At 69.5% G+C, this 21005-nt stretch carries 28 protein-coding genes and 1 tRNA gene; 8 read left to right on the top strand and 21 right to left on the bottom strand.

The features are described from left to right. The 5 genes from AB0J39_RS14620 to AB0J39_RS14600 all read right to left on the bottom strand — a co-directional run bounded on the left by AB0J39_RS14620 (nt 1) and on the right by AB0J39_RS14600 (nt 4384). Nucleotides 1-942, bottom strand: a complete 942-nt coding sequence (locus AB0J39_RS14620; RefSeq protein WP_363464318.1) for a hypothetical protein — start codon at nt 940-942, stop codon at nt 1-3. Next, nucleotides 939-1154, bottom strand: coding sequence for a heavy-metal-associated domain-containing protein (locus AB0J39_RS14615; protein ID WP_363464317.1), 216 nt, complete (start codon nt 1152-1154; stop codon nt 939-941). The genes AB0J39_RS14620 and AB0J39_RS14615 overlap by 4 nt, the downstream gene beginning before the upstream one ends. Before the next feature lie 95 nt (nt 1155-1249). Next, the gene (locus AB0J39_RS14610; RefSeq protein ID WP_363464315.1) at nt 1250-2536 is read right to left on the bottom strand and encodes an ArsB/NhaD family transporter; all 1287 of its coding nucleotides are present in this window, start codon (nt 2534-2536) and stop codon (nt 1250-1252) included. Next, nucleotides 2533-2970, bottom strand: coding sequence for a CBS domain-containing protein (locus AB0J39_RS14605; protein WP_363464313.1), 438 nt, complete (start codon nt 2968-2970; stop codon nt 2533-2535). The genes AB0J39_RS14610 and AB0J39_RS14605 overlap by 4 nt, the downstream gene beginning before the upstream one ends. A 118-nt stretch (nt 2971-3088) precedes the next feature. Further along, the gene (locus AB0J39_RS14600; RefSeq protein WP_363464312.1) at nt 3089-4384 is read right to left on the bottom strand and encodes an NUDIX domain-containing protein; all 1296 of its coding nucleotides are present in this window, start codon (nt 4382-4384) and stop codon (nt 3089-3091) included. A 107-nt stretch (nt 4385-4491) separates the two neighbouring features. Here AB0J39_RS14600 and AB0J39_RS14595 point away from each other — a divergent pair, with 107 nt between their 5' ends. Then, nucleotides 4492-5427, top strand: coding sequence for an aldo/keto reductase (locus AB0J39_RS14595; RefSeq protein WP_363464310.1), 936 nt, complete (start codon nt 4492-4494; stop codon nt 5425-5427). Between the two features lie 90 nt (nt 5428-5517). On the opposite strand, the gene AB0J39_RS14590 is transcribed toward AB0J39_RS14595, so the two are convergent. The 3 genes from AB0J39_RS14590 to AB0J39_RS14580 form a co-directional block, all read right to left on the bottom strand. Next, nucleotides 5518-5847, bottom strand: coding sequence for an STAS domain-containing protein (locus AB0J39_RS14590; RefSeq protein WP_363464308.1), 330 nt, complete (start codon nt 5845-5847; stop codon nt 5518-5520). A gap of 179 nt (nt 5848-6026) precedes the next feature. Continuing rightward, nucleotides 6027-6848, bottom strand: coding sequence for an SAM-dependent methyltransferase (locus AB0J39_RS14585; RefSeq protein WP_363464307.1), 822 nt, complete (start codon nt 6846-6848; stop codon nt 6027-6029). A 106-nt stretch (nt 6849-6954) separates the two neighbouring features. Continuing rightward, the gene (locus AB0J39_RS14580) at nt 6955-7536 is read right to left on the bottom strand and encodes an ATP-binding protein (protein ID WP_363464305.1); all 582 of its coding nucleotides are present in this window, start codon (nt 7534-7536) and stop codon (nt 6955-6957) included. A 116-nt stretch (nt 7537-7652) separates the two neighbouring features. Here AB0J39_RS14580 and AB0J39_RS14575 point away from each other — a divergent pair, with 116 nt between their 5' ends. The 6 genes from AB0J39_RS14575 to AB0J39_RS14550 all read left to right on the top strand — a co-directional run bounded on the left by AB0J39_RS14575 (nt 7653) and on the right by AB0J39_RS14550 (nt 10823). Then, nucleotides 7653-7889 carry a DUF397 domain-containing protein gene (locus AB0J39_RS14575; RefSeq protein ID WP_363464303.1) on the top strand — a complete coding sequence of 79 codons (237 nt, stop codon included), beginning with the start codon at nt 7653-7655 and terminating at the stop codon, nt 7887-7889. A gap of 89 nt (nt 7890-7978) precedes the next feature. Further along, nucleotides 7979-8884: a helix-turn-helix transcriptional regulator gene (locus AB0J39_RS14570; RefSeq protein WP_363464301.1), complete on the top strand. Its 906-nt coding sequence runs from the start codon at nt 7979-7981 to the stop codon at nt 8882-8884. A 142-nt stretch (nt 8885-9026) separates the two neighbouring features. Next, nucleotides 9027-9422, top strand: coding sequence for an ATP-binding protein (locus tag AB0J39_RS14565; protein WP_363464299.1), 396 nt, complete (start codon nt 9027-9029; stop codon nt 9420-9422). Between the two features lie 304 nt (nt 9423-9726). Beyond that, nucleotides 9727-9846 carry a DLW-39 family protein gene (locus tag AB0J39_RS14560; RefSeq protein ID WP_208802288.1) on the top strand — a complete coding sequence of 40 codons (120 nt, stop codon included), beginning with the start codon at nt 9727-9729 and terminating at the stop codon, nt 9844-9846. Nucleotides 9847-9885: 39 nt separating this feature from the next. After that, on the top strand, nt 9886-10605 hold the full coding sequence (locus AB0J39_RS14555) for an HAD family hydrolase (protein ID WP_363464298.1): 720 nt from the start codon (nt 9886-9888) through the stop codon (nt 10603-10605). Between the two features lie 142 nt (nt 10606-10747). After that, nucleotides 10748-10823, top strand: a tRNA-Ala gene (locus tag AB0J39_RS14550). A 56-nt stretch (nt 10824-10879) separates the two neighbouring features. On the opposite strand, the gene AB0J39_RS14545 is transcribed toward AB0J39_RS14550, so the two are convergent. The 8 genes from AB0J39_RS14545 to AB0J39_RS14510 all read right to left on the bottom strand — a co-directional run bounded on the left by AB0J39_RS14545 (nt 10880) and on the right by AB0J39_RS14510 (nt 16569). Continuing rightward, nucleotides 10880-11851, bottom strand: a complete 972-nt coding sequence (locus tag AB0J39_RS14545; protein WP_363464297.1) for a tyrosine-type recombinase/integrase — start codon at nt 11849-11851, stop codon at nt 10880-10882. Nucleotides 11852-12015: 164 nt separating this feature from the next. Then, nucleotides 12016-12261, bottom strand: coding sequence for a helix-turn-helix domain-containing protein (locus tag AB0J39_RS14540; RefSeq protein ID WP_363464295.1), 246 nt, complete (start codon nt 12259-12261; stop codon nt 12016-12018). Further along, complete coding sequence (locus AB0J39_RS14535; protein WP_363464365.1) at nt 12258-13832, bottom strand: replication initiator; 1575 nt, start codon at nt 13830-13832, stop codon at nt 12258-12260. Before AB0J39_RS14535 ends, AB0J39_RS14540 begins: the two co-directional genes overlap by 4 nt. A gap of 89 nt (nt 13833-13921) precedes the next feature. Beyond that, nucleotides 13922-14077, bottom strand: coding sequence for a hypothetical protein (locus tag AB0J39_RS14530; RefSeq protein WP_185949807.1), 156 nt, complete (start codon nt 14075-14077; stop codon nt 13922-13924). Continuing rightward, nucleotides 14074-15501, bottom strand: coding sequence for an FtsK/SpoIIIE domain-containing protein (locus AB0J39_RS14525; protein ID WP_363464294.1), 1428 nt, complete (start codon nt 15499-15501; stop codon nt 14074-14076). The genes AB0J39_RS14530 and AB0J39_RS14525 overlap by 4 nt, the downstream gene beginning before the upstream one ends. Before the next feature lie 86 nt (nt 15502-15587). Next, nucleotides 15588-15890: a hypothetical protein gene (locus AB0J39_RS14520; protein ID WP_363464292.1), complete on the bottom strand. Its 303-nt coding sequence runs from the start codon at nt 15888-15890 to the stop codon at nt 15588-15590. Next, entirely contained in the window at nt 15890-16159 is a 270-nt protein-coding gene (locus AB0J39_RS14515) for a hypothetical protein (RefSeq protein WP_363464291.1), read from the bottom strand. Before AB0J39_RS14515 ends, AB0J39_RS14520 begins: the two co-directional genes overlap by 1 nt. Further along, nucleotides 16159-16569, bottom strand: a complete 411-nt coding sequence (locus tag AB0J39_RS14510) for a plasmid replication, integration and excision activator (protein ID WP_363464290.1) — start codon at nt 16567-16569, stop codon at nt 16159-16161. The genes AB0J39_RS14515 and AB0J39_RS14510 overlap by 1 nt, the downstream gene beginning before the upstream one ends. Before the next feature lie 230 nt (nt 16570-16799). On the opposite strand from AB0J39_RS14510, the gene AB0J39_RS14505 reads away from it, so the two are divergent. Further along, nucleotides 16800-17384 (top strand): hypothetical protein, encoded by a 585-nt coding sequence (locus AB0J39_RS14505; protein WP_363464288.1) that lies wholly within the window; start codon nt 16800-16802, stop codon nt 17382-17384. Here the strand turns inward: AB0J39_RS14505 and AB0J39_RS14500 are convergent, their stop codons facing one another. The 5 genes from AB0J39_RS14500 to AB0J39_RS14480 all read right to left on the bottom strand — a co-directional run bounded on the left by AB0J39_RS14500 (nt 17385) and on the right by AB0J39_RS14480 (nt 20822). After that, complete coding sequence (locus AB0J39_RS14500) at nt 17385-18203, bottom strand: integrase (protein ID WP_363464287.1); 819 nt, start codon at nt 18201-18203, stop codon at nt 17385-17387. Then, the gene (locus AB0J39_RS14495; RefSeq protein WP_363464285.1) at nt 18203-19045 is read right to left on the bottom strand and encodes a sigma factor-like helix-turn-helix DNA-binding protein; all 843 of its coding nucleotides are present in this window, start codon (nt 19043-19045) and stop codon (nt 18203-18205) included. The genes AB0J39_RS14500 and AB0J39_RS14495 overlap by 1 nt, the downstream gene beginning before the upstream one ends. 146 nt (nt 19046-19191) lie before the next feature. Then, nucleotides 19192-19467 carry a hypothetical protein gene (locus tag AB0J39_RS14490; protein WP_363464284.1) on the bottom strand — a complete coding sequence of 92 codons (276 nt, stop codon included), beginning with the start codon at nt 19465-19467 and terminating at the stop codon, nt 19192-19194. Continuing rightward, complete coding sequence (locus tag AB0J39_RS14485; RefSeq protein ID WP_363464283.1) at nt 19464-19883, bottom strand: ATP-binding protein; 420 nt, start codon at nt 19881-19883, stop codon at nt 19464-19466. The genes AB0J39_RS14490 and AB0J39_RS14485 overlap by 4 nt, the downstream gene beginning before the upstream one ends. Before the next feature lie 96 nt (nt 19884-19979). Beyond that, nucleotides 19980-20822: a Scr1 family TA system antitoxin-like transcriptional regulator gene (locus tag AB0J39_RS14480; protein WP_363464282.1), complete on the bottom strand. Its 843-nt coding sequence runs from the start codon at nt 20820-20822 to the stop codon at nt 19980-19982. Nucleotides 20823-21005: the final 183 nt, after the last annotated feature.

Here is a 21005-nt window from a genome sequence, read left to right as displayed (position 1 = left end):
TCAACGGCTGTGCCCGGCCGTTTCCGCGTGAACCGTGAAGGCGGCCGTGCGGACGGTTCCCCCGTGCTTGAAGTCGAGGAACAGGCGGTAGTCGCCGCCGCTCGGCGCCGACGCGGCGAAGGTCACCCCGGCCGCCGCGGCCGCGCCCTCCTCGGGGTGCACGTGCAGGTAGGCCAGGTCGCCCGTGCGGATCGCGACGAGGTGTCCGTAGGCGCCCAGGTAGGGTTCGAGGTCGCCGACCGGCGTGCCGTCCTTGCTCACCGTGAACACGAGCTTACTCACCCGGCCGGGCGTGAGGTCGCCCGCCAGCGTGACCGTGTATCCGTCCACCCGCGCCGTACGATCCGGCGCCGGCAGCGGCCGGGGCTCGTAGGCGCCCGGGACGTTCAGGTCGGCGCCGAGCGTCAGGTCCGGCCCGCCCTCCGGGGCGAAGTCGGCGTACGCGCGGTAGGTCCCGGCGGCCGGCAAAGTGAGCCGGACCGTCCAGACCCCGTCGCCGGCCTCCTCCGGATGCAGGTGCCAGAAGCCGCCGAGATCCCGGGAGACCACGATGAAGTGCAGCTTCTTGTCGTGCTTCACCTGGTAACGCGTCACCGGCGCGCCGTCGGGCCCGGTGACGGTGAAGCGGAAGTCGGCGGCCTTGCCCGGCAGGAGCGTCGTGGTCCGCGGGACCAGCGTGTAGCCGTCCTGGGAGATCTGCAGACCCGCCGGCACCGTGGTGGCGGCGTCCTCGGCGTCGGTTTGCGCGTGACCGGCGTCCGTGTGCGCGTGACCGGCATCCGTGTGCGCGGGAGCGGCCGCGGGCTCCGGGTGACCGTGGACGGGCCGCGGCTCCGCGCGCGGGGGCTCGCCGGCGCCGAGCGCGGTCCCCGCGCCCAGGGCCGCCAGGAAGATCACGCCGAGGCCCGCGGCGTACGCGCCGAGCCGGGCCGGGGTGTTCACGAGACACCCGCCACGTCGTATCCGGCCTCACGGACGGCCGCCACGATGGCCGCGTCGTCGGCCCTGCCGTCGGTCTCGACCGTCAGCAGCCCGGAGGCGAGGTCCACCGTGACGTCGGTGACGCCGGCGACCGCGCCGACCTCCTCGCTGACCGAGCTGACGCAGTGGCCGCAGGTCATGCCGGTGACGGTGTAGGTGCTGGTCATGGTCATCACTCCGGTAACTCGTTCCTCACGGACGTGAACACCATACCCCCCTATGGTATTTCCGCGTCAAGTCGGGGGCCCCGATCGAGGGGCCCACAGGTCTAGAGGAGGTAGCGCAGCCAGAGGTACGGCACGCAGAGGGCCACCGTGACGAGGGTGACCACCAGGCCGTATTTGGTGAACTGCCAGAAGCTGATCCGCGCGCCGTTGCGCTCGGCGATGCCGAGGATGACGACGTTGGCGGAGGCGCCCACGGCGGTGGCGTTGCCGCCGAGGTCCGCGCCGAGCGCGAGCGCCCACCACAGGACGTTGTGATCGCCGGGCACGTGCTGCGCGAGATCGGCCACGATCGGGCTCATGGTGGCGACGTAGGGGATGTTGTCGACGATCGCCGACAACCCGGCCGACGCCCAGAGCAGGACCATCGTGGTCACGCCGAGCCGCCCGGCCGTCGCCTCCGCCGCGGCCTGCGACACCTGCGTGATGACCCCGGTCTCCACGAGCGCGCCGACCATCACGAACAGCCCGGCGAAGAACACCAGCGTCGGCCACTCCACCTCGCGCAGGGCGTCGTCTGTGGTGATCTTTGTGACCAGCACGAGCAGTCCCGCCCCGAGCAGCGCCACGACCGACGGCTCGTAGTGCAGCACCGGATGCAGCACGAACGCCGCGATGACCACGCCGAGCACGGACAGGCTCTGCACCAGCATGACCTTGTCCTGGATGGCCGCCCGCTCGTCCAGCTGCATGATCTCGGCAGCCCGCTCGGGGTCGTACCGGAACGCCTTGCGGAACAGCAGCCGGCACATTCCGATGAAGACCGCCGTCAGCACGATCACCAGCGGCGCGAGGTGGACGAGGAAGTCGTTGAAGGTCAGCCCGGCGCGGGAGGCGATGATGATGTTCGGCGGGTCGCCGACGAGGGTCGCCGTGCCGCCGATGTTGGACGCCATCGCCTCGGCGATCAGGAACGGCGCGACCGGCAGCGCGAGGCGCTCGCAGACGAGGAACGTGACGGGCGCGATCAGCAGCACGGTCGTGACGTTGTCCAGCAGCGCCGACGCCAGGGCCGTGATCACCAGGAGCAGCACCATGAGCCGGAACGGCCGGCCCCTGGCGCGCTTGGCGGCCCAGATGGCGAGGTATTCGAACACGCCGGTCTGCCGCAGCACGCCGACGATGATCATCATGCCCAGCAGCAGGAAGACGACGTTCCAGTCCACGCCGGACTCCTGCGAGAAGAACGCGGAGCCGGCCGCGGTCGCGTGGACCAGCAGCATGATCGCGGCGCCGCCCAGGGCGGCCTTGACCCGGTGGACCTTCTCGCTGGCGATGAGGACGTACGTGGCGGCGAAGACGGCCGCCGCCACCCAAGCGGTCAGCGTCATGTGAGCCGCTTGAGCAGCGCGGAGAGCGTGACCGCGCCCAGCAGGCGGCCGCCGTCCAGCACGGCGACCAGGGGGCTGCGAGTGCGCGCCATCAGCGCGCCGATCTCCAGGAGCGTGGCGTCCGGGTCGGTCACCGGAAGCTCGCGCGGGCGTTCCGGCAGCGCCTGGCGGACCGTGCGGCCGCCCAGCGCGCGGACGAACGCGTCGGCGTGCGCCTCGTCGATCACCCGGGCCAGTGCGGGGTCGTCCTGGCAGTACGCGGGCACGGCCAGGCGCAGCACCTGCGTGCCCGGCAGGATCGACACCGGCGCGCCGCGCTCGTCCAGCACGATCAGCCCGGGCAGTTCGCGTTCGGCCATGAGGCGCGCGGCCTCGGCCACGGGGGAGTCGAGTCCCACGGTGGGGAACGGCACTACGAGATCCCGGGCACGCATGACCTCACCTGCCCGCCGCGTGTGGGTGTGCTCACGTCAGCCTTCCGGTCGCCGGTACGGCCCCCCGGGTATGGGGGACCCTTCGCCGACCAGACTTCCCGGCACACCCCGGAACAGGCTATCTGCCCGGCAAGCCGTGCAAAAGCCCCGGCGACGCGCGGCGGACGTATACCCCCTCGGCGTACGGCAGGCGGCCTAGCGACCCGGACGGCAGCGGGACCATGCCCTCGGGCGCCTCCGTCAGCCGGACGGAGAAGGCGAGACGGCGGCCGGCGCGTCCCCGGGCCGAGACGTAGTCGTCCGCGCCGGCGAAGGTCACTTCACCCACCGAGCCGAGCCGCGCCAGTGCCGCCTCCACCGGCTCGCCCGGCCGGACGACGGTGGCGGGCAGGCGGTCGGTCTCGTCGTCGGACCGCACGAGGACCGCGCCGTCGACCCGGGCGACCAGGCAGACCGTGACCTCCTCGAACCCGGCGCGCACGGCCTCGGCCGCCAGATCGGCGCCGCCGGGGACCTCCCAGCCGTGCAGGGAGAAGACCGGCGACCCGGCATCGAGCGGCGCGGCGAGCGCCCGCCGCACGGCCTCGACGCCCGCCCGCGCGTACGGGTTGGTCCGCTCGGGCAGCCGGTCCAGCGGAAACCAGCCCAGTTCGGCGCACTTGTGCGGCTCGGCGTTGACCGGCGTGCCGGTGATCGAGCGCGCCACGAGGAACATGCCGATGCGGGCCGTCCCGCCCGCGTTGCGATGGTGCATGACGTGCACCACCTCGCAGCCGTCCACGTCGACGCCGAGCTCCTCGCGGGCCTCCCGGACGGCGGTGTCCACCACCGACTCCCCCTCCTCCAGGTGTCCGGACGGCATGATCTGCCACTCCCCGTCGGCGTAGCCGGTGCCCTCACGGCGGCCGAGCAGCACCTTCCCGCCGTCCGTGAGCACCAGATGCACGTCGACGACCGGCCGGTAGCGGCCCGGGGCGTACGTCGCGGCGTCGAGCAGCGCGGGCAGGGCCGCGGCGTTCGCGGAGATGAACTCCCCAAGTTCGGGCGGCACCATGTTCAGGGCACGCGCCGTTTCCGGGCGCACGCGCCGCACCTCGTGCAGGCCGATGTCCGGCTCCAGGAACTCGGGGCCGCTGCGGCGCGACAGGTCGAGCGACACGAGCCGGCAGGCGAAGACCGTGCTCAGACGGCCGGGCTCCGCGAGGGTGAACACGTGCAGCGCAGGCCCCGCCGTAGCCCCGAGCTCCTCGTCGAGCTCGCGGCGCAGCGCTGCCTCCGGTGAGGCGTCGGACGGCTCCACCCCGCCGCCCGGCGTGACCCAGTACGGCTCGCGCTTCGGTCGTACCCGGCGGAACAGGACGATGTCGTCACCGTCGAACAGGATGGCCCGGACGCCGTGCCGTACGGAGGTCATGCCCGGAATCCTCTCGCGGACGGTCCGGCGTCCGCTGCCGGAAGGGGCCGAAATACGGTGAGGAGAGCTCTCCCGCGGAGGGCTTCGTGAAGAAGGGATGTTGCGCGATGACGGAAATGACCTACCGGCGGCTGGGGGACTCGGGACTCGTCGTCTCGGCTCTGGGCCTCGGCGGCAACAACTTCGGCCGCAGGCTCGACCTCGACGCGACCCGCGCCGTGGTCGACGCGGCGCTCGACGCCGGCGTCACGTTGATCGACACGGCCGACATCTACGGAGAGTCGGAGACGCTGCTGGGCGAGGTCCTGAAGGGGCGGCGTGACCAGGTCGTCCTCGCCACCAAGTTCGGCGGGGACGTGCACGGCGCCAACGGGCCCGACTGGGGCGCGCGGGCCTCGCGGCGGTACGTCCGCCTGGCGGTCGAGCGGTCGCTGCGCCGCCTCAAGACCGACTGGATCGACCTCTACCAGCTGCACTTCCCCGACCCCTCCACGCCGGTCGAGGAGACCCTGTCGGTCCTGACCGACCTGGTGCGGGAGGGCAAGGTCCGCTACGTGGGCTCGTCCAACTTCGCGTCCTGGCAGGTCACCGATGCGGACTGGCTCGCCCGCACCGGGGGCTTCGAGCGCTTCGTGAGCGCGCAGAACGAGTACAGCCTGCTCGACCGGGGCGTGGAACGGGAGCTGGTCCCGGCGCTGCTGCACCACGGCATCGGCCTGCTGCCGTACTTCCCGCTGGCCAACGGCCTGCTCACCGGCAAGTACCGGCGCGGGGAGGAGCCGCCGGCCGGCACCCGCCTCGTGGACCGGCCGCAGTACCTGACCGACGCGCGGTTCGCGGTGGTGGAGCGGCTGCGGGAGTTCGCCGACCGGCAGGGGGTCACCCTGCTCGACGTCGCTATCGGCGGCCTGCTCGCGCAGCCCGCGGTCTCCTCGGTGATCGCGGGGGCGACCAAGCCCGAGCAGATCAAGGCCAACGTCGCGGCGGCGGCGTGGCGGCCCGACGAGGCGGCGCTGAAGGAGCTGAACGACATCGCGCGCTGACCGGGGCGTGGCGGCCGGAGACACCGGCGCGGCCGCTGCTCGCCCGGGCCCCCCAGACCCCGAGGTTCAGACGGGGCCCGGGCGGGGCCGTCAGTCGTCGAGCATCTGCATGAGGCGGCGCAGGTAGGGCGGCACGTTGCGCAGCCGTACGGCGCTGCCCGCCACGGGGGACGCGGGAGCCAGCAGGGCCCGCAGCCCGGCCAGGTCGACGAACCGCAGGGCGCCCGCGTCGATGGTGATCTCGCCGCGCTCGCTCCTCGCCTCGGCGAGCGCGGTCGCCAGGGCTGCGCTGTTCGAGACGTCGACCTCGCCCTCCACGATCACCGACGAGTCCGCGGGGGACCACCTGACGCTGAGGTAGGTGTCCGTGTAGAGAACGCCGCGGTGACCGCCGGGTGGATTCACGAGACGCACCGGCATGGCGCACCGGTGCGTGAAGCGATGTGCGCCCGTCCCGGGCGCGGTATTGCGGAGCAGGACACGGTGATTGTCATCACGGTCCCACCTCCTCGCTGAAGGCGGAAATACTCACTGAGCGTTGCCGTCCGACAGCGCATCTGTCAATGGTTGGCCAGTTAATATTCAACGAAAGTCGACGATCATCGCTTGCGGCCCACGCCGCCGACCGCCCAGACCGTGTCCTTCGGCGGCCGCAGCTCGTCCGGCTCCGGCCGCCATTCGGGCACCTGGACCAAGCCGGGCTCCACCATCTCCAGATCGCCGAACAACGGCAGGATCTCGTCCTGGGTGGGCAGCCGCAGGCGGCCGTCGTCCTTGACTGCCCATTCGCTTGCGAACAGCAGGGCCAGCTTGCCGGTCACCTCCGGGCGCAGGTCGGAGATCGCGTGGCTGATGACCATGTAGCTGCCGGGTGCGATCGCCTCACGCAGGCGGGCGGTGATGGCCCTCGTCAGGTCGTCGTCGTTGATCGCCGCCAGGACCGAGACGAGCAGCACGCCCACGGGCTCGTCGAGGTTCACCAGCGCCCGCAGCCGCGGATGCGTGAGGATCGAGTCGGGGTCGCGTACGTCGCCGCGGATCACCACTACGCGCTCGTCCTCCTCCACCAGCGCCTGCCCGTGGTTGACCACGACCGGATCTTTGTCGACGTAGACCACGCGGGCGTCGGGGGCGCACCCGCGTGCGATCTCGTGCACGTTGCCCTGAGTCGGCAGGCCGCAGCCGATGTCGACGAACTGGCGGATTCCGGCGCCGGCCAGGAACCGTACGGTCCTGCGGAGGAACTTGCGTCCTTCGCGGCACATCAGGGGCAACTCGGGCGCGATCAGCAGCGCCGCCTCGGCGGCCTCGCGGTCCGCGGCGAAATTGTCCTTCCCGCCGAGCCAGTAGTCGTAGACCCGGGCCTCGTTCGGGACGGACGGGTCGAAACCCACAGGCTCGACCGGGGAGATACCCGGCATGATCCTCCGTTCAGCCCTGATGACCGATAGTACCGGTGCAAGATGGGCCTAAGTGAGGATCAGTACGTGTTATCCGATCCGAGTCCGGGGTGCGCCTGCGGCTTGATCAGCGATAGCCGGCGACTTCGGCGGTGAAACCGGCCCACACGGCCTTGCCCACAGGGCGTAGCCGCGCCCAGCCCCACATGCGGCTGACCCCGGCGACGACCTGCAGGCCGCGCCCGCTCTCGGCCACGTAGTCGGGCTCACGCAGCACCGGCGCGTCGTTGCTGGGGTCGGTGACCATGCACAGCAGCGCACGCGACGATCGGAACATCAGCAGGCGCACCGGCAAGGGGTGGATGGCCTGATGCCGCAGGCCGTGCCGTAGCGCGTTGGTGACCAGTTCGCAGACCGCGAGCGCGGCGTCGTCGGCGACGTCCTCCATGGCCCAGGTCTGCAACACGCTGGTCGTGAAGTGCCGCGCGGTGCGCGCCGCGAGGCTCTCCCGGTGGAACTCGTGCACCGCGACCTGGGGGACGCCGCACGGCTCCTCGCCACCGGTCCAGGGCCAGCGCTTGTCATCGGGAAAGACCTGCTCAAGCGTGCCAAGCCAGGGATCCCGGGCAACGCTATCGGCTTCTGCAAGGGAAGCACGGTCTGTCCGATAACCAGTCATTGAGAGCCTTATGAGGTTGATGTCGACCATGTGGCGGGATGACTCAGTAAGTCATACTGCTCCCATTGATGCGCGTGTGCAAGTACAGATGCACGTGCAAACGCACGAAAGTTGTGGTTCGGTCGGATTGCGAAACGAGGCGCCCCATGCCCGTGATCTACAACGGAATGCCCTCATCTCACCTGGGGCAGCAGGCCTGGCGCAAGAGCCGGCACAGCAATCCGAGTGGCAACTGCGTCGAGATCGCCGCGCTGCCCGACGGCCGGGTGGCCCTGCGCAACTCCCGGCACCCGTCCGGTCCGGCGCTTATCGTGCCCCCGCAGGACATGGCGGCATTCATCCGCTCCGTCAAGGAGGGCGAATTCGACGACCTCCTTGGCTGAGTGGAGAAATGATCTCGCCACTTGCGCGGACCGATGTGACGAGTATCGTGAACGTGGCGTAAACACCGGTGCACCTCAAAGGACCCCATATGACTGCGGCCCCTGCGGAGGGTGTGCCTCACCCGCTCGACCTGGCGTCACGATCACGCCGCAGCCCGACCGTCCTGCGCATCCTGCTCGGCACGCAACTGCGACGGCTCCGCGAGAGCAGGCACATCCGCCTGGAAGAGGCCGGCAACGCCATCCGCGCCTCCCACTCGAAGATCAGCCGGATGGAACTCGGGCGGGTCGGGTTCCGCCGCCGCGACGTCGCCGACCTCCTCACCCTGTACGGCGTCACCGACGAGAGCGAGCGGGAGGCGCTGCTCTCGCTGGTCGCCCAGGCCAACGCCCCCGGCTGGTGGCACAAGTACGACGACGTGCTGCCCTCCTGGTTCGAGGCGTACGTCGGCCTGGAGCAGGCCGCGAGCACGATCCGCTGCTACGAGGTGCAGTTCGTGCCGGGTCTGCTGCAGTCCCCGGGATACGCGGAGGCCGTGGTGCGGCTCGGCCACCCGGACGCCTCTGACGAGGAGGTCGAGCGCCGCGTCCGGCTGCGGATGGACCGGCAGGAGGTGCTGGTCCGGCCGGATCCGCCCCTGCTGTGGGCGGTGATCGACGAGGCCGTGCTGCGCCGTCCCGTGGGAGGAGCGGAGGTGATGCGGGGCCAGATCGAGCATCTGCTCGAGATGATCTCGCTGCCGCGTGTAACGCTCCAAGTCATCCCGTTCAGCGCGGGCGGGCACGCGGCCGCGGGAGGACCGTTCAGCATTCTGCGCTTCGCGGGGGTCGGCCTGCCCGACGTCGTCTACCTCGAACAGCTCACCAGTGCCATCTACCTGGAGAAACGAGAGGACATCGACCGCTACCTCGCGGTCATGGAACGCCTGTGCATCCAGGCCAGGCCGGCCTCGGAGACCGCGCGGATGCTGCGACAGCTCATGACGGAGTTGTGACCATGCGCTAGCGTCCCGTGGGTGACCTCCGCTGTCGCACGCCCGCAGGAGGCGGCGGCGCAAGCCGTACCCGAAAATACGTGTCAGGTGCGCGTGGGCGGTAAATGGAGTACTACCACACTGTGGGGCAAGCAGGAGGGCGGTGAGAACCTTGGCGGGCAGCCTGCTCAGCCTGGAGTTCGACCGAAGTTCGGTCACCAGGGTGCGGCACCTCGTCATGGTTTCGGCCCAGGAGGCCGGGCTCGAAGGCGTGACCCTGGAGGACTACGTGCTCGCGGTGCACGAGGCGGTCACCAACGCCGTCCGGTACGGCTCGCCCCCCAGGGGGATCGCCATGTGGCGTGAGACGGGGATGCTGGTGTGCGAGATCACCGACAAGGGCCCCGGCATCCCCGACGAGGTGCTGGAGCGGGAGGAGCCGGCGACGCGGTTCGACTTCGGGGGACGCGGGCTGTGGCTCATGAACCGCCTGGCCGATCGCGTCGTGCGTACGGGGGCGGATGGTACGACGATCCGTCTCAGCGTGGCGCTTCCCTGACCGACGTTCGGCTTCCGCTGAGAGCGGAGCACGGACCGCCTGACCGAAACCAGGCTCCCCCTCTTCTCCCCGTGCCCTCCTTTCTCAGGGTTAACGCCGCTGCGAGCTGGGCACTTCTGATCACATCACTCTGTCGTCAGGGTCGGACGCCAGATCGGACGGGCGAGCCGTAATTACGAATTTGGTTCACCGAAATTTCGGGCAATCCGGGTCGGACGCCGAGACCTTGCTAGGCTGCAGGGAACCGTAGAACCGGGCGTTGTCTCACCCGGCAGGTGAGACCGTCGAGAAGTGGGGTCACACCGTGAAGAAGCTGCTTGTTCTCGCTCTGGTCGCCGTCGGCGGGCTCCTGGTCTGGCGCAAGGTGCAGGCCGACCGTGCGGAGCTCGATCTGTGGACTGAGGCCACCGGCAGCGAGAACTGACCACCAGGGATGGTGCTTGATCGTGGCAGAGGTGCGGGAATGACCCCCGTGAAGCTGGCCTGTCTTGACTTGGCCGGGACCACGATCGGTGACATCGACATGGTGGAACGGGCGTTCGCCGAGGCGATCGCCACGCAGGGCATCGTCCCCGGGACCAGCGCCTATGCCCGTGCCATGGTGCATGTGCACAGGTCCCGGGGATGTCCCAAGATCGAAGTCTTCCGGGGCATCTTCCCCGGCAACGAAGCCCAGGCGCAGGCCGCGAACCTGACCTTCGAGCGTTCCTACGAAGGAGCCATCGAGAGGACCGGTCTCGTGCCGCTGCCGGGGGCGGTCGAGGCCGTCGCGAAGCTGCGTGACGCCGGCCTGAAGGTCGCCCTGATCACCGGATTCAGCCGCGCGACCCTGGGGCGGGTGCTGAGCACCCTCGCCTGGGTCGACATGCTGGACCTCGCGCTGTGCCCCGAGGACGCCGCTGGACGGGGCCGTCCGTACCCGGACATGGTGCTCACCGCCGTCCTGCGCTCCGGCGTCGACGACGTACGGCAGGTGGCCGTGGCGGGCGACTCCGAGAGCGACATGCTGTGCGGCCGGCGTGCGGGCGCCTCGGTCGTCGCCGGAGTGCTCACCGGCGTGCACAGCAAGGAGCGTCTCCTCGGCGGCGGCGCCACCCACATCATCGACTCCATCGCCGACTTCCCCGGGCTCGTCCTCGGCAGCGAGGTCGGCGCGTCGCCGGTGGCCACCTCGGCCCCCTGATCGCCGGCTCGCTCCAGAAGGATTTTCTCCGGCGCCGAGATGGCACGGGGTGGTATCAAGTGGCGCTCGGGTGCGGGCTATTGCTACGGTGTACGCACCGGCGGCCTGTGGATCTGCGCGTTTACGCGGTTCGCACCGCCACGGGGCCTTAGCTCAGCTGGCAGAGCGCCTGCTTTGCAAGCAGGAAGTCAGGGGTTCGAATCCCCTAGGCTCCACCAGCCAAAACGCCGCTTCTCCGATCATGGGAAGCGGCGTTCGTGCCATTAACGTGCCATTAGCTCTTGCCGGCATCGCGCTCCGCCTCGACTCGCGCGCTCAGCGCGTCGGCGATCTTCCGGTCGGCGTCACGCGTGGCGTGCTGGTAGATGAGCGCGGCCCGGTCGCTGTCGTGGCCCATCCGCGCCTTGAGGTCGGCGAGGCTCGCGCCCGACTGCGCGGCGAGCGTGTTGCCGGTGTGCCGCAGGTCGTGGAAGTGCAGCCCCTTGACGCCCATCTCCTTGAGCGCTTCCGCCCACTTGGCCTCACGCCGGAAGTTGCCACCGCGGAGGAACGCACCGCGTTTGCCGAGAAAGACGAATGCGTCGTCGCCCGTACCGGTGAACTGGTCGAGGTGGTCGACGAGGGCCGGGACGATCACCGAGGGGATGCTGACCGTCCGCTTGCCGGCCCGTGACTTGGGCGGCGCGAGCACCATGTCTCCTCCATCCAGCTCGATGAGCTGTTCCCGCACGCGGACCGTGCGCGCTTCGATGTCGATGTCCGAGCGACGCAGCGCGATCACCTCGCCCCATCGCAGACTCGCGAAGGTGGTCAGCAGGATTAGCGCCCGGAATCGCCGGTCCGCCATCCGGTCTGCCAGCTCGAAGACCTGGGCGACGGTGAGAATGGGCCGCTCCGGCGTCTGCTCGTTGTCGGCGCCCTTGATCCGGCACGGGTTCTGGCTGATCAGCTTGTCCTCTTCGACGGCCGTCATGAGAACGGCCCGCAGCAGCCGGTACGCCTTGGCGGCCGTGGACACCGAGACGCCTTTATCTATGAGGGAGGCTCGCCAGGAGCGGACAAGCGCTGTGGTGAGTTTGCCGACCGGCACTTCGCCGAGGCCGGGAGCGATGTGCCGGTCAAGGAGCCAGGTGTAGAGCTCGACCGTCTTGGGCCGCAGGCCCGGCCGCTCTTTGATCCAGGTCCGCGCGTAGTCGCCGAGCAGGACTTTGCCGCGATCGGGGTCCGTCCACTCTCCAGAGATCATCTGCGCTTCGAGCAGCGTGAGCGCACGGTCCGCGTCCGTCTTCGTGGCGTAGGTCGTCGAGCCTGTGTGGATGAGCCCATCGGGGCCGGGATAGCGAATCTGAAAGCGGCCCGAGGGAAGCTTGCGGATATTGCCGAAACGCCGGTGACCATCTCGGTTCGCCATCAGGCCGCCCGCCCTTTCGGCGCCTTGACCGGCTCGACGAGCCCGGCCGCGATGAACGCTTCGAGTGCGGCTTCGGGAATGCGAACGCCCCGGCCGACGCGGACGAAGAAGATACGGCGTTCGGCGATCAGCCTACGAGGAAAGCGAACGGAGGTATTCAGCCGTTCGGCCGCCTCTTCGACACGGAGGAGTCGGCCTTGCGCCTCTGGCGGGAGTGGCGTGGTCGGCGAAATCGGTTTCGTCATGCCGCCCTCCCTTCAGTTGCCGAAAGATCTTGGCCATCTGCCTCGGCCTGGAGCCGATCGAGATGGTTGCGCCAGCGCTGGCGTTCATGGACCGAACGGAGGAGCCGGACGCCGATAGGGGCCAGTTCGGGGTCACCGGGCTTGACCGGTCGCCAGATGTAGCGGTGGGGGTCGACCGGCTCGTCTTCGACGCCGAGGGCTTCCAGGACCCAGGTGCGGCGGTCCTGCTTGTGCTCGGTCAGGGTCTTGTTCGACCACTTCCGCGAGACGAGCACGCGCCGCCCCGCGTAGCCGAGGTGATCGGGCTTGTGCGCCTTACCCCTGCACCGGCCCGGAGCCATACCGGGCTTGGCGCCCTTGGGCTGCACCCCGTACCGCAGCCAGTTCGGGCACGTCGGCGAGCACGGCTCAAAGCGAAGCGCACCGAGGAGCCGTTCGGCGTGTGCCTTGCGGCGTGGGTCATCGGTCCCAAGCGCGTCGCCGAGGGACTTGGTCAGATACTTCGACAGGTACTGAATGAGCTGGTCGGCGTCCGGCGTTCCTGCGAGCACGCTCTGTATGTCGAGCTGGTCGCCGAAGCGGAGCACGTGCAGGGGTTCGGCCTCCTCGTCCTGGTCGAGCCGGTCGAGGGCCTGTTCCCAGGTCGGCAGGACTTCCCCGGTGGTCGGGTCGAGGTAGCCGGCCCCGTCCTCCCAGACCGGCAGGTGGTCCCCCTCGAACCGGACTTCATCGGTCGAGGGCCACCACACCTGGTGATACGTGGCCGCGATGATCTGCCGCAGCTCCGCACGAGGCAGGGTGCCGCGGATCGCCATGTGCAGGTGCGGAGCGAGCCGCTTTTGAGGTTCGACGGTGGCGAAGTACTGCACGTCGTATCCGGCGACCCGGCGAAGGTTCTGCACGAAGCGATCGACGAGCTTGGAGAAGTGCAGCGCATCGCGGGCCGCCCGCGCGTAGTCGTACCGGTCCGGGTCGAGCGGCGCGCCCTCCAGCACCCGCCCGTAGGAGGGGAGGGTGAGGGTGACGAACATGGAGGGCCGGTAGGTCTTGCCGTCCGAGCCGGTGAAGGTCCGCCCGAGCGTGGTCTTGGTCATCTGCCGCTTGGGCAGGTCCGGGGCGTCCTGCCGCCGCTTTGTCGAGCGGGACCGCTTGCCGGAGGTGCGGCCGAGGACGTTGCCGCGCATTCCGGCCCGGTTGATCTCCTCGTCCAGCTCGACGATGGCGGCGTCCAGGTCGGTGGTGTCGCCGTCGGCCTTTTCCACCTCATCCCGCCACGTCTGGGCGTCGGCCCGCAGCTCTACGAGGTGGCGCTGATACTCGTCGGCGTTGTCGGGCAGGTTCACGGGTTCGTGGTCGAGGTGCCAGCCCTCCCGGCACTGCGCCCGCCGGAGTTGCCGGTTGCGCTTGGCGCACGGCGGGCACTTGCTTTCCAACGTGGCCCCACACGGCACGTCGATGACCTCAACCTGTCCGGTGAGGATGTCCTGCCGCCGCAGCGGGACCGGCCGGATGCACACGCCGTACTGCTTGGCGATCTCTTCCACGACATCCCGCGCCAGCGGTTGAGCCATGCGGACGGCGCGGGGAGTGGAGCGGTCGTTGGGCCGAGCGGGGGAGGTCGGCTGGTCTCCCCCGGTCTGGTGGGCGTCGGTGAGGTCGATCAACTGTCCTCCTCTGTGGTCTCGGGGATGGTGAGGGCGGTCTGGCCGCATTCGTGGCACTCGACCAGGCCGCGGATGGGGTCGAGCCATAGGACGTTGAGTGCGCCGCAGATGGAGCAGCGCAGCCCGTCTAGGAAGTGCGCCAGGCCGTTCATGCGGCCTCGCTTCGCGCGCCGTACTCGGCGACCATCTGCCGAATGTCGGCGTCGGAGACGTAGGCCGCCCGGACCCGCACCGGATCAGGCGAGGTCTCCAGGCGCACGTAGCCGATGCCCGCGCCCAGCTCCGGGACCGGTGAGATGTGATCGGCGAGTGCGCCCCGGTCGCGTGCGCCATCACCGAGGACCATGTCCACCTGCTCGGACTCGTCCAGACGGAGGGCGATCTTGTCGGGGAACAGGTTGCGGATGTTCATGACCTCCTTGCGCGGGTCCTGAAGCGCGGCCATGACCCCGACACCGACCGCCCGACCCTGCGTCGTCAGGGTCGCCAGAGCCGCTGTGATCCGTTGGCGAAGGCCCTTGTCGGACTGGTAGGCGGTCAGGAACGCCACCTCATCCACGAGCACCAGGACGAACGGGTCATCGACGGTTGGCGTGTGGGAGCGGCGGAGGCCGGCGAACCGGTCGGCCCGCTCCTGCATCACGCTCACGGCCTCGTCGAGGAGGTCGGCGCACTCCTTCGGGTCGGCGGCATACCTTGCGCCGAACAGCTCCCGCCCGAAGGACAGTTCCATCCGCTTGGGATCGAGCGCCCACACCTGTACCAACCCGGCCCGCATGGCGGGGAGCAGGCCGCGGATGGTTGACCACAGCCACGAGCCTTTGCCGGCCCCGGTCGCCCCGGCGATGAGGACGTGGGTGCCGTGGACGTTGAGCCGGTAGGGCGTGCCGTCCTCGCACCGGCCGATCTCCACTGGCCCGACCGTCGCCGAATTGGGGACTGGGACGGCGGGCAGGGGTTCGGCGAGCGGGTCGCGGCGGGGGAAGGTGAGCACGAGCCGCCCGGCCCGCACGACCGCGACCCGGCAGGAGGGTGAGCCGAAGCCGTGGGCGAGGTGGTCGGTGCGGTCGGCCCAGTCCTTGACGGCCTGCCCGGACAGCATGCGCACGGTGACGCGGTCGGCCCAGCCGTCGCACTCGACCCGGACCAGGCGGGGCAGGTAGTCGCGGCCCTGGAGGTGTCGGCCGAGCCCGGACACGATCATCACCGGTTGCCAGTGACGGCGGTAGATCCAGAACCGGCGCCAGAAGGCCAGCAGCCGCCACCCGATCCAGCGGGCGAACGAGGCCCGGTCGGCCAGCACCCACCCGAACAACAGCGAGCCGGAAACGGTGATCGCGGCCACTGCGGCGGGCCAGCCGTACCGGACCCAGATCACCCCGGGAACGGCGAGCACCGCAACCGCGATGGGGTGGACGACGAGGGTCCGGACGAGACCGGCGACCAGGCGGCCGAGGAAGACCAGGACGGTGAGGATCGCCGGGGTCTGGACTACGGCCGGTTTGAACACGACCGCCGTGTCTGGAGTGGTGGACACGAGGTTACGCACCTCGCCACCGGGAAGGCGCTTGAGCATAAGCTGAACTCCTCTTCTCTTGATTCGCAGTCAGGGAGAGACCGAGGGGCCGCCGGAAGTTGCCGCTTCCAGCGGCCCCGCTTGCGTTAGGCCGCCGAGTCGGTGGCCTGGGCGCGTTCGGCGTGGATGCGTTCGCAGTCGGCCAGGTACCGCGCGGCGGCATTGAAGATCCCCCGCGCGATGTCCAGGTCGTCGGCGGTGACCGGGCCGGCCCCGGTGGTCGAGATCGTCACGTCCGCCTCGTCGGATTCCAGGACCAGGTACGGCCGACCGGACTCCAGCACCCGAGCCCGCGCCTGGGTGATCGAGGCGTAGAACGCGATGCCGATGCGGGGACGATGGCCGGGGTCGATCGACATCGACACGTGGGTGTAGGGACCGTGTGCCATCAGGCCACCCCGCGACCGTTGGCCAGGCCGTGAAATCGCCGCTCGACCGACCGGGCGAACGAGGCCGCCTCACGGGCGAGCTGTCGGGCGAACTCGACATCGGCCGGACTGACCTGGTCGCTGTCCGAGGTGGTCAGCAGCACCGAGGTCGTACCGAAGTCCAGCGCCAGCACCGGCGTGCGGGCCGGGTACGGCAGGGTCTTGGCCGAGGCCCCGCACCCGGTGTTGAGGCTGATCACGGCCGAGGGCCGCACCGTGCGCCGCCCCATCACGCCGCGTCCTTCGCAGCGTTACCGGCCTTGCCGGCCCCCGTACGGGGAGCTCGCATCACCCGAGCCGAGATCGAGTAGGCCAGCCGCCCCGTCGCCTGGTGCACGTACGGCTTGACCTCCAACCCCTCGAACTCGGCCGGGGCCAGCGGCACACCCGGCAGTGCGGGCGGGACGACCGGCTGAACCTCCGCCAGGATCTTCACGGTCACCGTCTTCTGCGCGGCCTTGAGCGAGGGGTCGGCGTCCATCACCGGGACCTGCCAGACCGGAAGCCCGGTCACCTTGTCCTTGGCCTGGGTGTCCCGCTTGGCGTCGAAGTCCTTCGCGGCGGTCACCTCGCCCACGACGTAGCAGCCGTGCGGGAACAGCAGCTCGAAACTGATCGGAATGGGTCCTTGCAGTGCCATCGTTCACCACCTCCTTGTCCACCCCCCTAGACAGTGGCGGGCGGTCCGCGACGAGGACTGTCTAGGGGGCTATGCGGACGACAGTAGCAAGCCGCACGAGGGACTGTCTAGGGGGGTTGACGAGTGAATGTGTCGCAGCGTGTCGCCTGTCTATGAAGAATGTGTGCAAAGCCGGTGAAAGTACCTGCAGTAACCTGGTCGGCGCTCCTTCGTACGGCGAGACTGCGCGGGTGACTACGAGAAAGAGCCCTCGATGGCATCCAGCGCTGCTGACCTTGGCGTTGCTGGGTTGGCTTCTGCTTGTAGTCGCTTGCTACCTACGACTCCCACTGGGCCGAGCGCTCTCGCTGTGGTACTGGCTGCTGATCATGGCGTTGTTGGCCTGGGCCGCGTGGTGGACGTTCCTTGCTGTGATGGCCTACCTGTCGCGTAAGGCGTATCTCCGGGCGACGGTGCCCCTGCTCGTCGGTGTAATCGTTGCTACCGCGCTCGCCATCCCGAACTGGGAGAACGCCTTTATCGACAGCCTTTTCCTGCTACAGCGGGACCGGTTCGACGCTATCGGTACCGCCTACCGACAGGGGGAGCCTCTGCCGGTGCCGTGGTGGATGGGTCTTCTCTCGATTGACGGAAGCGTTCAGGTGCAGGAAGACGGGGTGTATCTCCCGGTGTACGAGGACTGGAGGGCGGAGACGGGCGCGGGGATCGCCTACGTGCCGTCTTCGCCCGATCCCGAGACGGTGTTCATGACGGCGGCGGGAGACGTTGGTAGGCCGGTCCGATCGTTCGGCCACGGCTGGTGGTGGGTCGAGTAGTCAGACGAGGCAGAAGACGGCGCTCGCGTCATCGTGGGGCTTGCTTCGCGGCCAGCGTTCGCCGTGGGGGTCGGTTCGCTCGGCCTCGCGGACTCGGCGGATCAGGTCGGCCGGGCCGTCTTGAGCCAGGGTGTCGAGGAGCTGTCGCCAGGTCATTAGGCCATAGCGGCTGACGGCGTCGGCAGTCCCGTCGGTTAGCAGGGCCGCGGCGCGTACCTGGTCGGTGTGGATGGTGCCGGTGAGGGCTTGGTCGGCGGCGAGGGGGTCGGTGGAGGCGACCCAGAAGCCGCCGTCGCGGTTGCGGTAGGTGCCGAGGGTTTCGACGTACTCGCGGCGGGCTTCGGCGTGTTCGCCGGTGCCGCCGAGCAGGCTGTCGAGCCGGGTGCGGTGGGGTGCGGCGACCTGTTCTAGCCGGTCGTCGCAGATCACCATCGGGTCGGGTGTGCCGGTGTTGAGGATGAGGGTGGAGTCGCCGAGGACGAGCCAGTCGAGGTGGTCGGCGGCCTGGCGGAGCATGATGACGGTGGCGGAGGGGGAGCCGCCGTGGGTCAGGTCGCAGGTGAAGTCGTGCAGTGAGGTGACGTGCTTGATGCCCTGGGCGAGGAGTTCGGGCAGGGGGCCGGCGCTTTGGGCCATCTCGGAGAGCAGGGTGGAGCCGAGGGTGTGGGAGTACCAGCGCACGCTGTGGGAGCAGGCCGAGGTGACACCTGGGGGGATGCTGGCGCCGTCGAGGAGGACGACGGCGTCGGCGGTTGCGCCGATGAAGTCTTCGTTGGGCCGGTCGGGGTAGGCGGGTTCGCTGGCGAAGGCAACGCGCATCAGGTGTCCTCGTGCCGGTAGAGCGGGCTTACCAGTTCCGCCCGCACTGGTTCCCCGGTTTGAGGGTCGTATTCGACGCCGACCACGCAGGAGAAGCGACGGTCGCCGACCTGCCCCCACAACGTGGCGATCTCGCTGGCCAGTAGGTGGATGACGCCGAGGGAGCCGTTGGGATGGATACCGGCGATGGCCAGGAACGACCCATTGCCGTCCGGGCGGGGCAGGCGGCCGAGGAAGGCCGAGTCGGTCGGCTGGGCGGGGTCGAGCTGGGAGCCGGAGCGGTACTCCCGACCAGTGCGGGTGTCGACCAGCTTCCAGCCGGTGTTGTCGCGATCCCAGCGGATGACCGGGTCGGCGTCGTACGCGGTGCGCATGGCATCCGACATGCGGGGGCCGCAGATGACGAGCAGGCCGGGCCGGTTGAGGTCGATCTGCCCGTCCACGGTGACGTTGTCGGTGGCGACGGTCAGGCCGAAGGTCCGGGCGAGGTCTTCCAGGCGCTTGCCAGCGCGCATGTCGTCCAGGGTGACCATGGAACGGCCGGTCGCGGAGTCGTGCCGCAGCGGGGTCACCACGGTGACCGACCCGACGCCGAGGAACGCACCCTCCGGGGCGGGGCCGGTGTGGCGGATCTGGTGGATACGCCCGCGGGACAGGCCGGCCTTCTCGGCGATCTGCGCATACGACATGCCCTGGGCGTGGAGTTCTTGGATGACGCGGCGGCGCAGGCGGGCCAGTTCGGTGACTTCTTGCTGGGCGGCGTTGAGTCGTTCGGTGGCGACCCGGAGCAGCAGGTAGGGATCGTCGATGGCGGCGATTTTGTCCAGGTCGCTCGGTGGCACGCTTCCTCCTTGATGGTGCGCACCCGAGTCTAGGGCCCTAGACGAAATGCCGTCTATCCCTCTTGACAGTACGATTTTGACGGGTTTGCCGCTCTTTGAGTCCACGGCCCGGATCGCTGAGCGCCGGTTGGGGACACCACGCGGGCTCACCGCACCATTCCCGTCAGCAGGGCCGCCCAGACCTCACGTGCCTGGGCGAGGGGCCAGCGGTGGGTCTCGCGGATCTCGGGTGCGTCCTCTTTCTGGAGGGTACGCCGGATGAACCCCTGGCCGCCCGCCTGGCACAGCTCATAAACCATGGCCAGGCACTCGCAGGTCCAGGCGAGCACCCGTACCCGCGCTCCGTCCGAGGGCTCGAACCATTCCAGCTTCGTGCCCCCGGGCTGCCGGCGATCGGGGACGTGCGGGCTCACGCAGCTCATGACCGGCACGTCGCCTGTACGGCGGCGGCGATGGGGTCGACCTTGAGTAGCGCCCAGACGGTACGGCCGGCCTGGTCGCCGTACACGCCCCAGTTGTCGGCCAGGGAGGCGACCAGCAGCAGGCCGCGGCCGCCTTCGTCGTCAGCGGGCCGGACGAGCCGGGGGACTTCGGGGCCGCCTTCGTCGGTGACGCCGAGCCAGACCTGATCGGGTTCGGCCTGGAGGCTGACGATGAACTTGCCGCCGAACCGGGCCGAGGCGGTGTGCCGGACGGCGTTGGTCGCCAGTTCGCTCACGATGAGTTCGGCCGGCTCGACCACGGGCCAGGCGCCGAGGGAGGCGGTGATGAAGCGCCGGGCTTCGGTGACCGAGGCGGGACGGCCGAGGAAGTGCCGGGACAGGCGCCATGGGGGCATGGGACACGCTCCGTCGTATAGGGGGCTAGACATGCCATCGACGTGAGCGTATGACCAACGCTAGAAGGATCTCAAGGAATACGACGCATAAATGCGTCACTCATCGAGCTGCTTCGCCAGGTCCCGGAAGTCCGCCGCGATCTCACCCAGCAGCGCCCGCAGGTCGTCTTCGTACACGGCCGCGCTCGCGAACGCCTCGAACGCCTCTTCATGAGCGCCGATCTCGGCCGCCTCGGTCAGCGTGAGGTCACCGGTCAGACTCTCCACCACGCTCACAGAGCCGTCGTAGATGGTGAACCCATGCAGGGGGAAGGCCGGAGCCTCTGTCTTCCAGGGAACGACGCCGAGCCGGACATGCGGCATCGTCGACACCTGGGCTAACCGGTCGAGCTGAGCCAGCATCAAGGACGGCGACCCCGGCCAGGTACGCACCGCACCCTCAGTCAGCACGAAGGCGAACCGCCGGCCCTCCTCAAACAGCACAGCTTGAGCATCGACCCGTACAGCCGCAGCCTTGGCCGCATCGTCCTCATCCACATCCCGGCCGATCGACACCGCCAGCCGCGCATACTCCGCCGTCTGCAACAGCGCAGGAATCATCGCCGAGGAGAAGACGGCCATCCACTTGGACGACCGTACCCGTGCAGCGTTCGCCGCCTCCCGACCAGCCAACCCACCCTTCAACCGGGACACCTCATCACGCAGCCGCACGAGCAGAGTGTCCAACTCTCGCCGCGCATCATCATCGAGCTGGAGAGCACCCGACACCCGCTCAACCGTCTCCGGCGTCGGCAACAGCCGCCCCGTCTCCATCCGCGAGATCGTCGGCTGTGCCAACCCGGCCTGTTGCGCCAGCTCCTTACCCGTCAGCCCCGCATCCTTGCGCAGCCGCCGCAGCAGCTCACCCAACTCCCGCAACCGATCCCGCCGCTCCTCCATGCTGGCGTTCTACCACCGGAGCTTGACCAAGTGGCCCACGGTCACTCGGAACTCTGCTGAATTGTGCTCATAGGGATCAAGCGGCGGCGCGGCGCGCCGCCGTACTCCGGCCCTCTGCCGCCCGCCGGCCGGGCGTGCGGCCTGGGGGCCGGTCCCGGCCGCAGAGCGGCGGGGAGGGGAAGA

It is taken from the genome of Microbispora sp. NPDC049633 (genome assembly GCF_040675265.1).
Lineage (GTDB): Bacteria > Actinomycetota > Actinomycetes > Streptosporangiales > Streptosporangiaceae > Microbispora > Microbispora maris.
The sequence above is the reverse complement of the archived record's forward strand: the minus strand, read 5'-3'. Positions and strand labels throughout refer to the sequence as shown.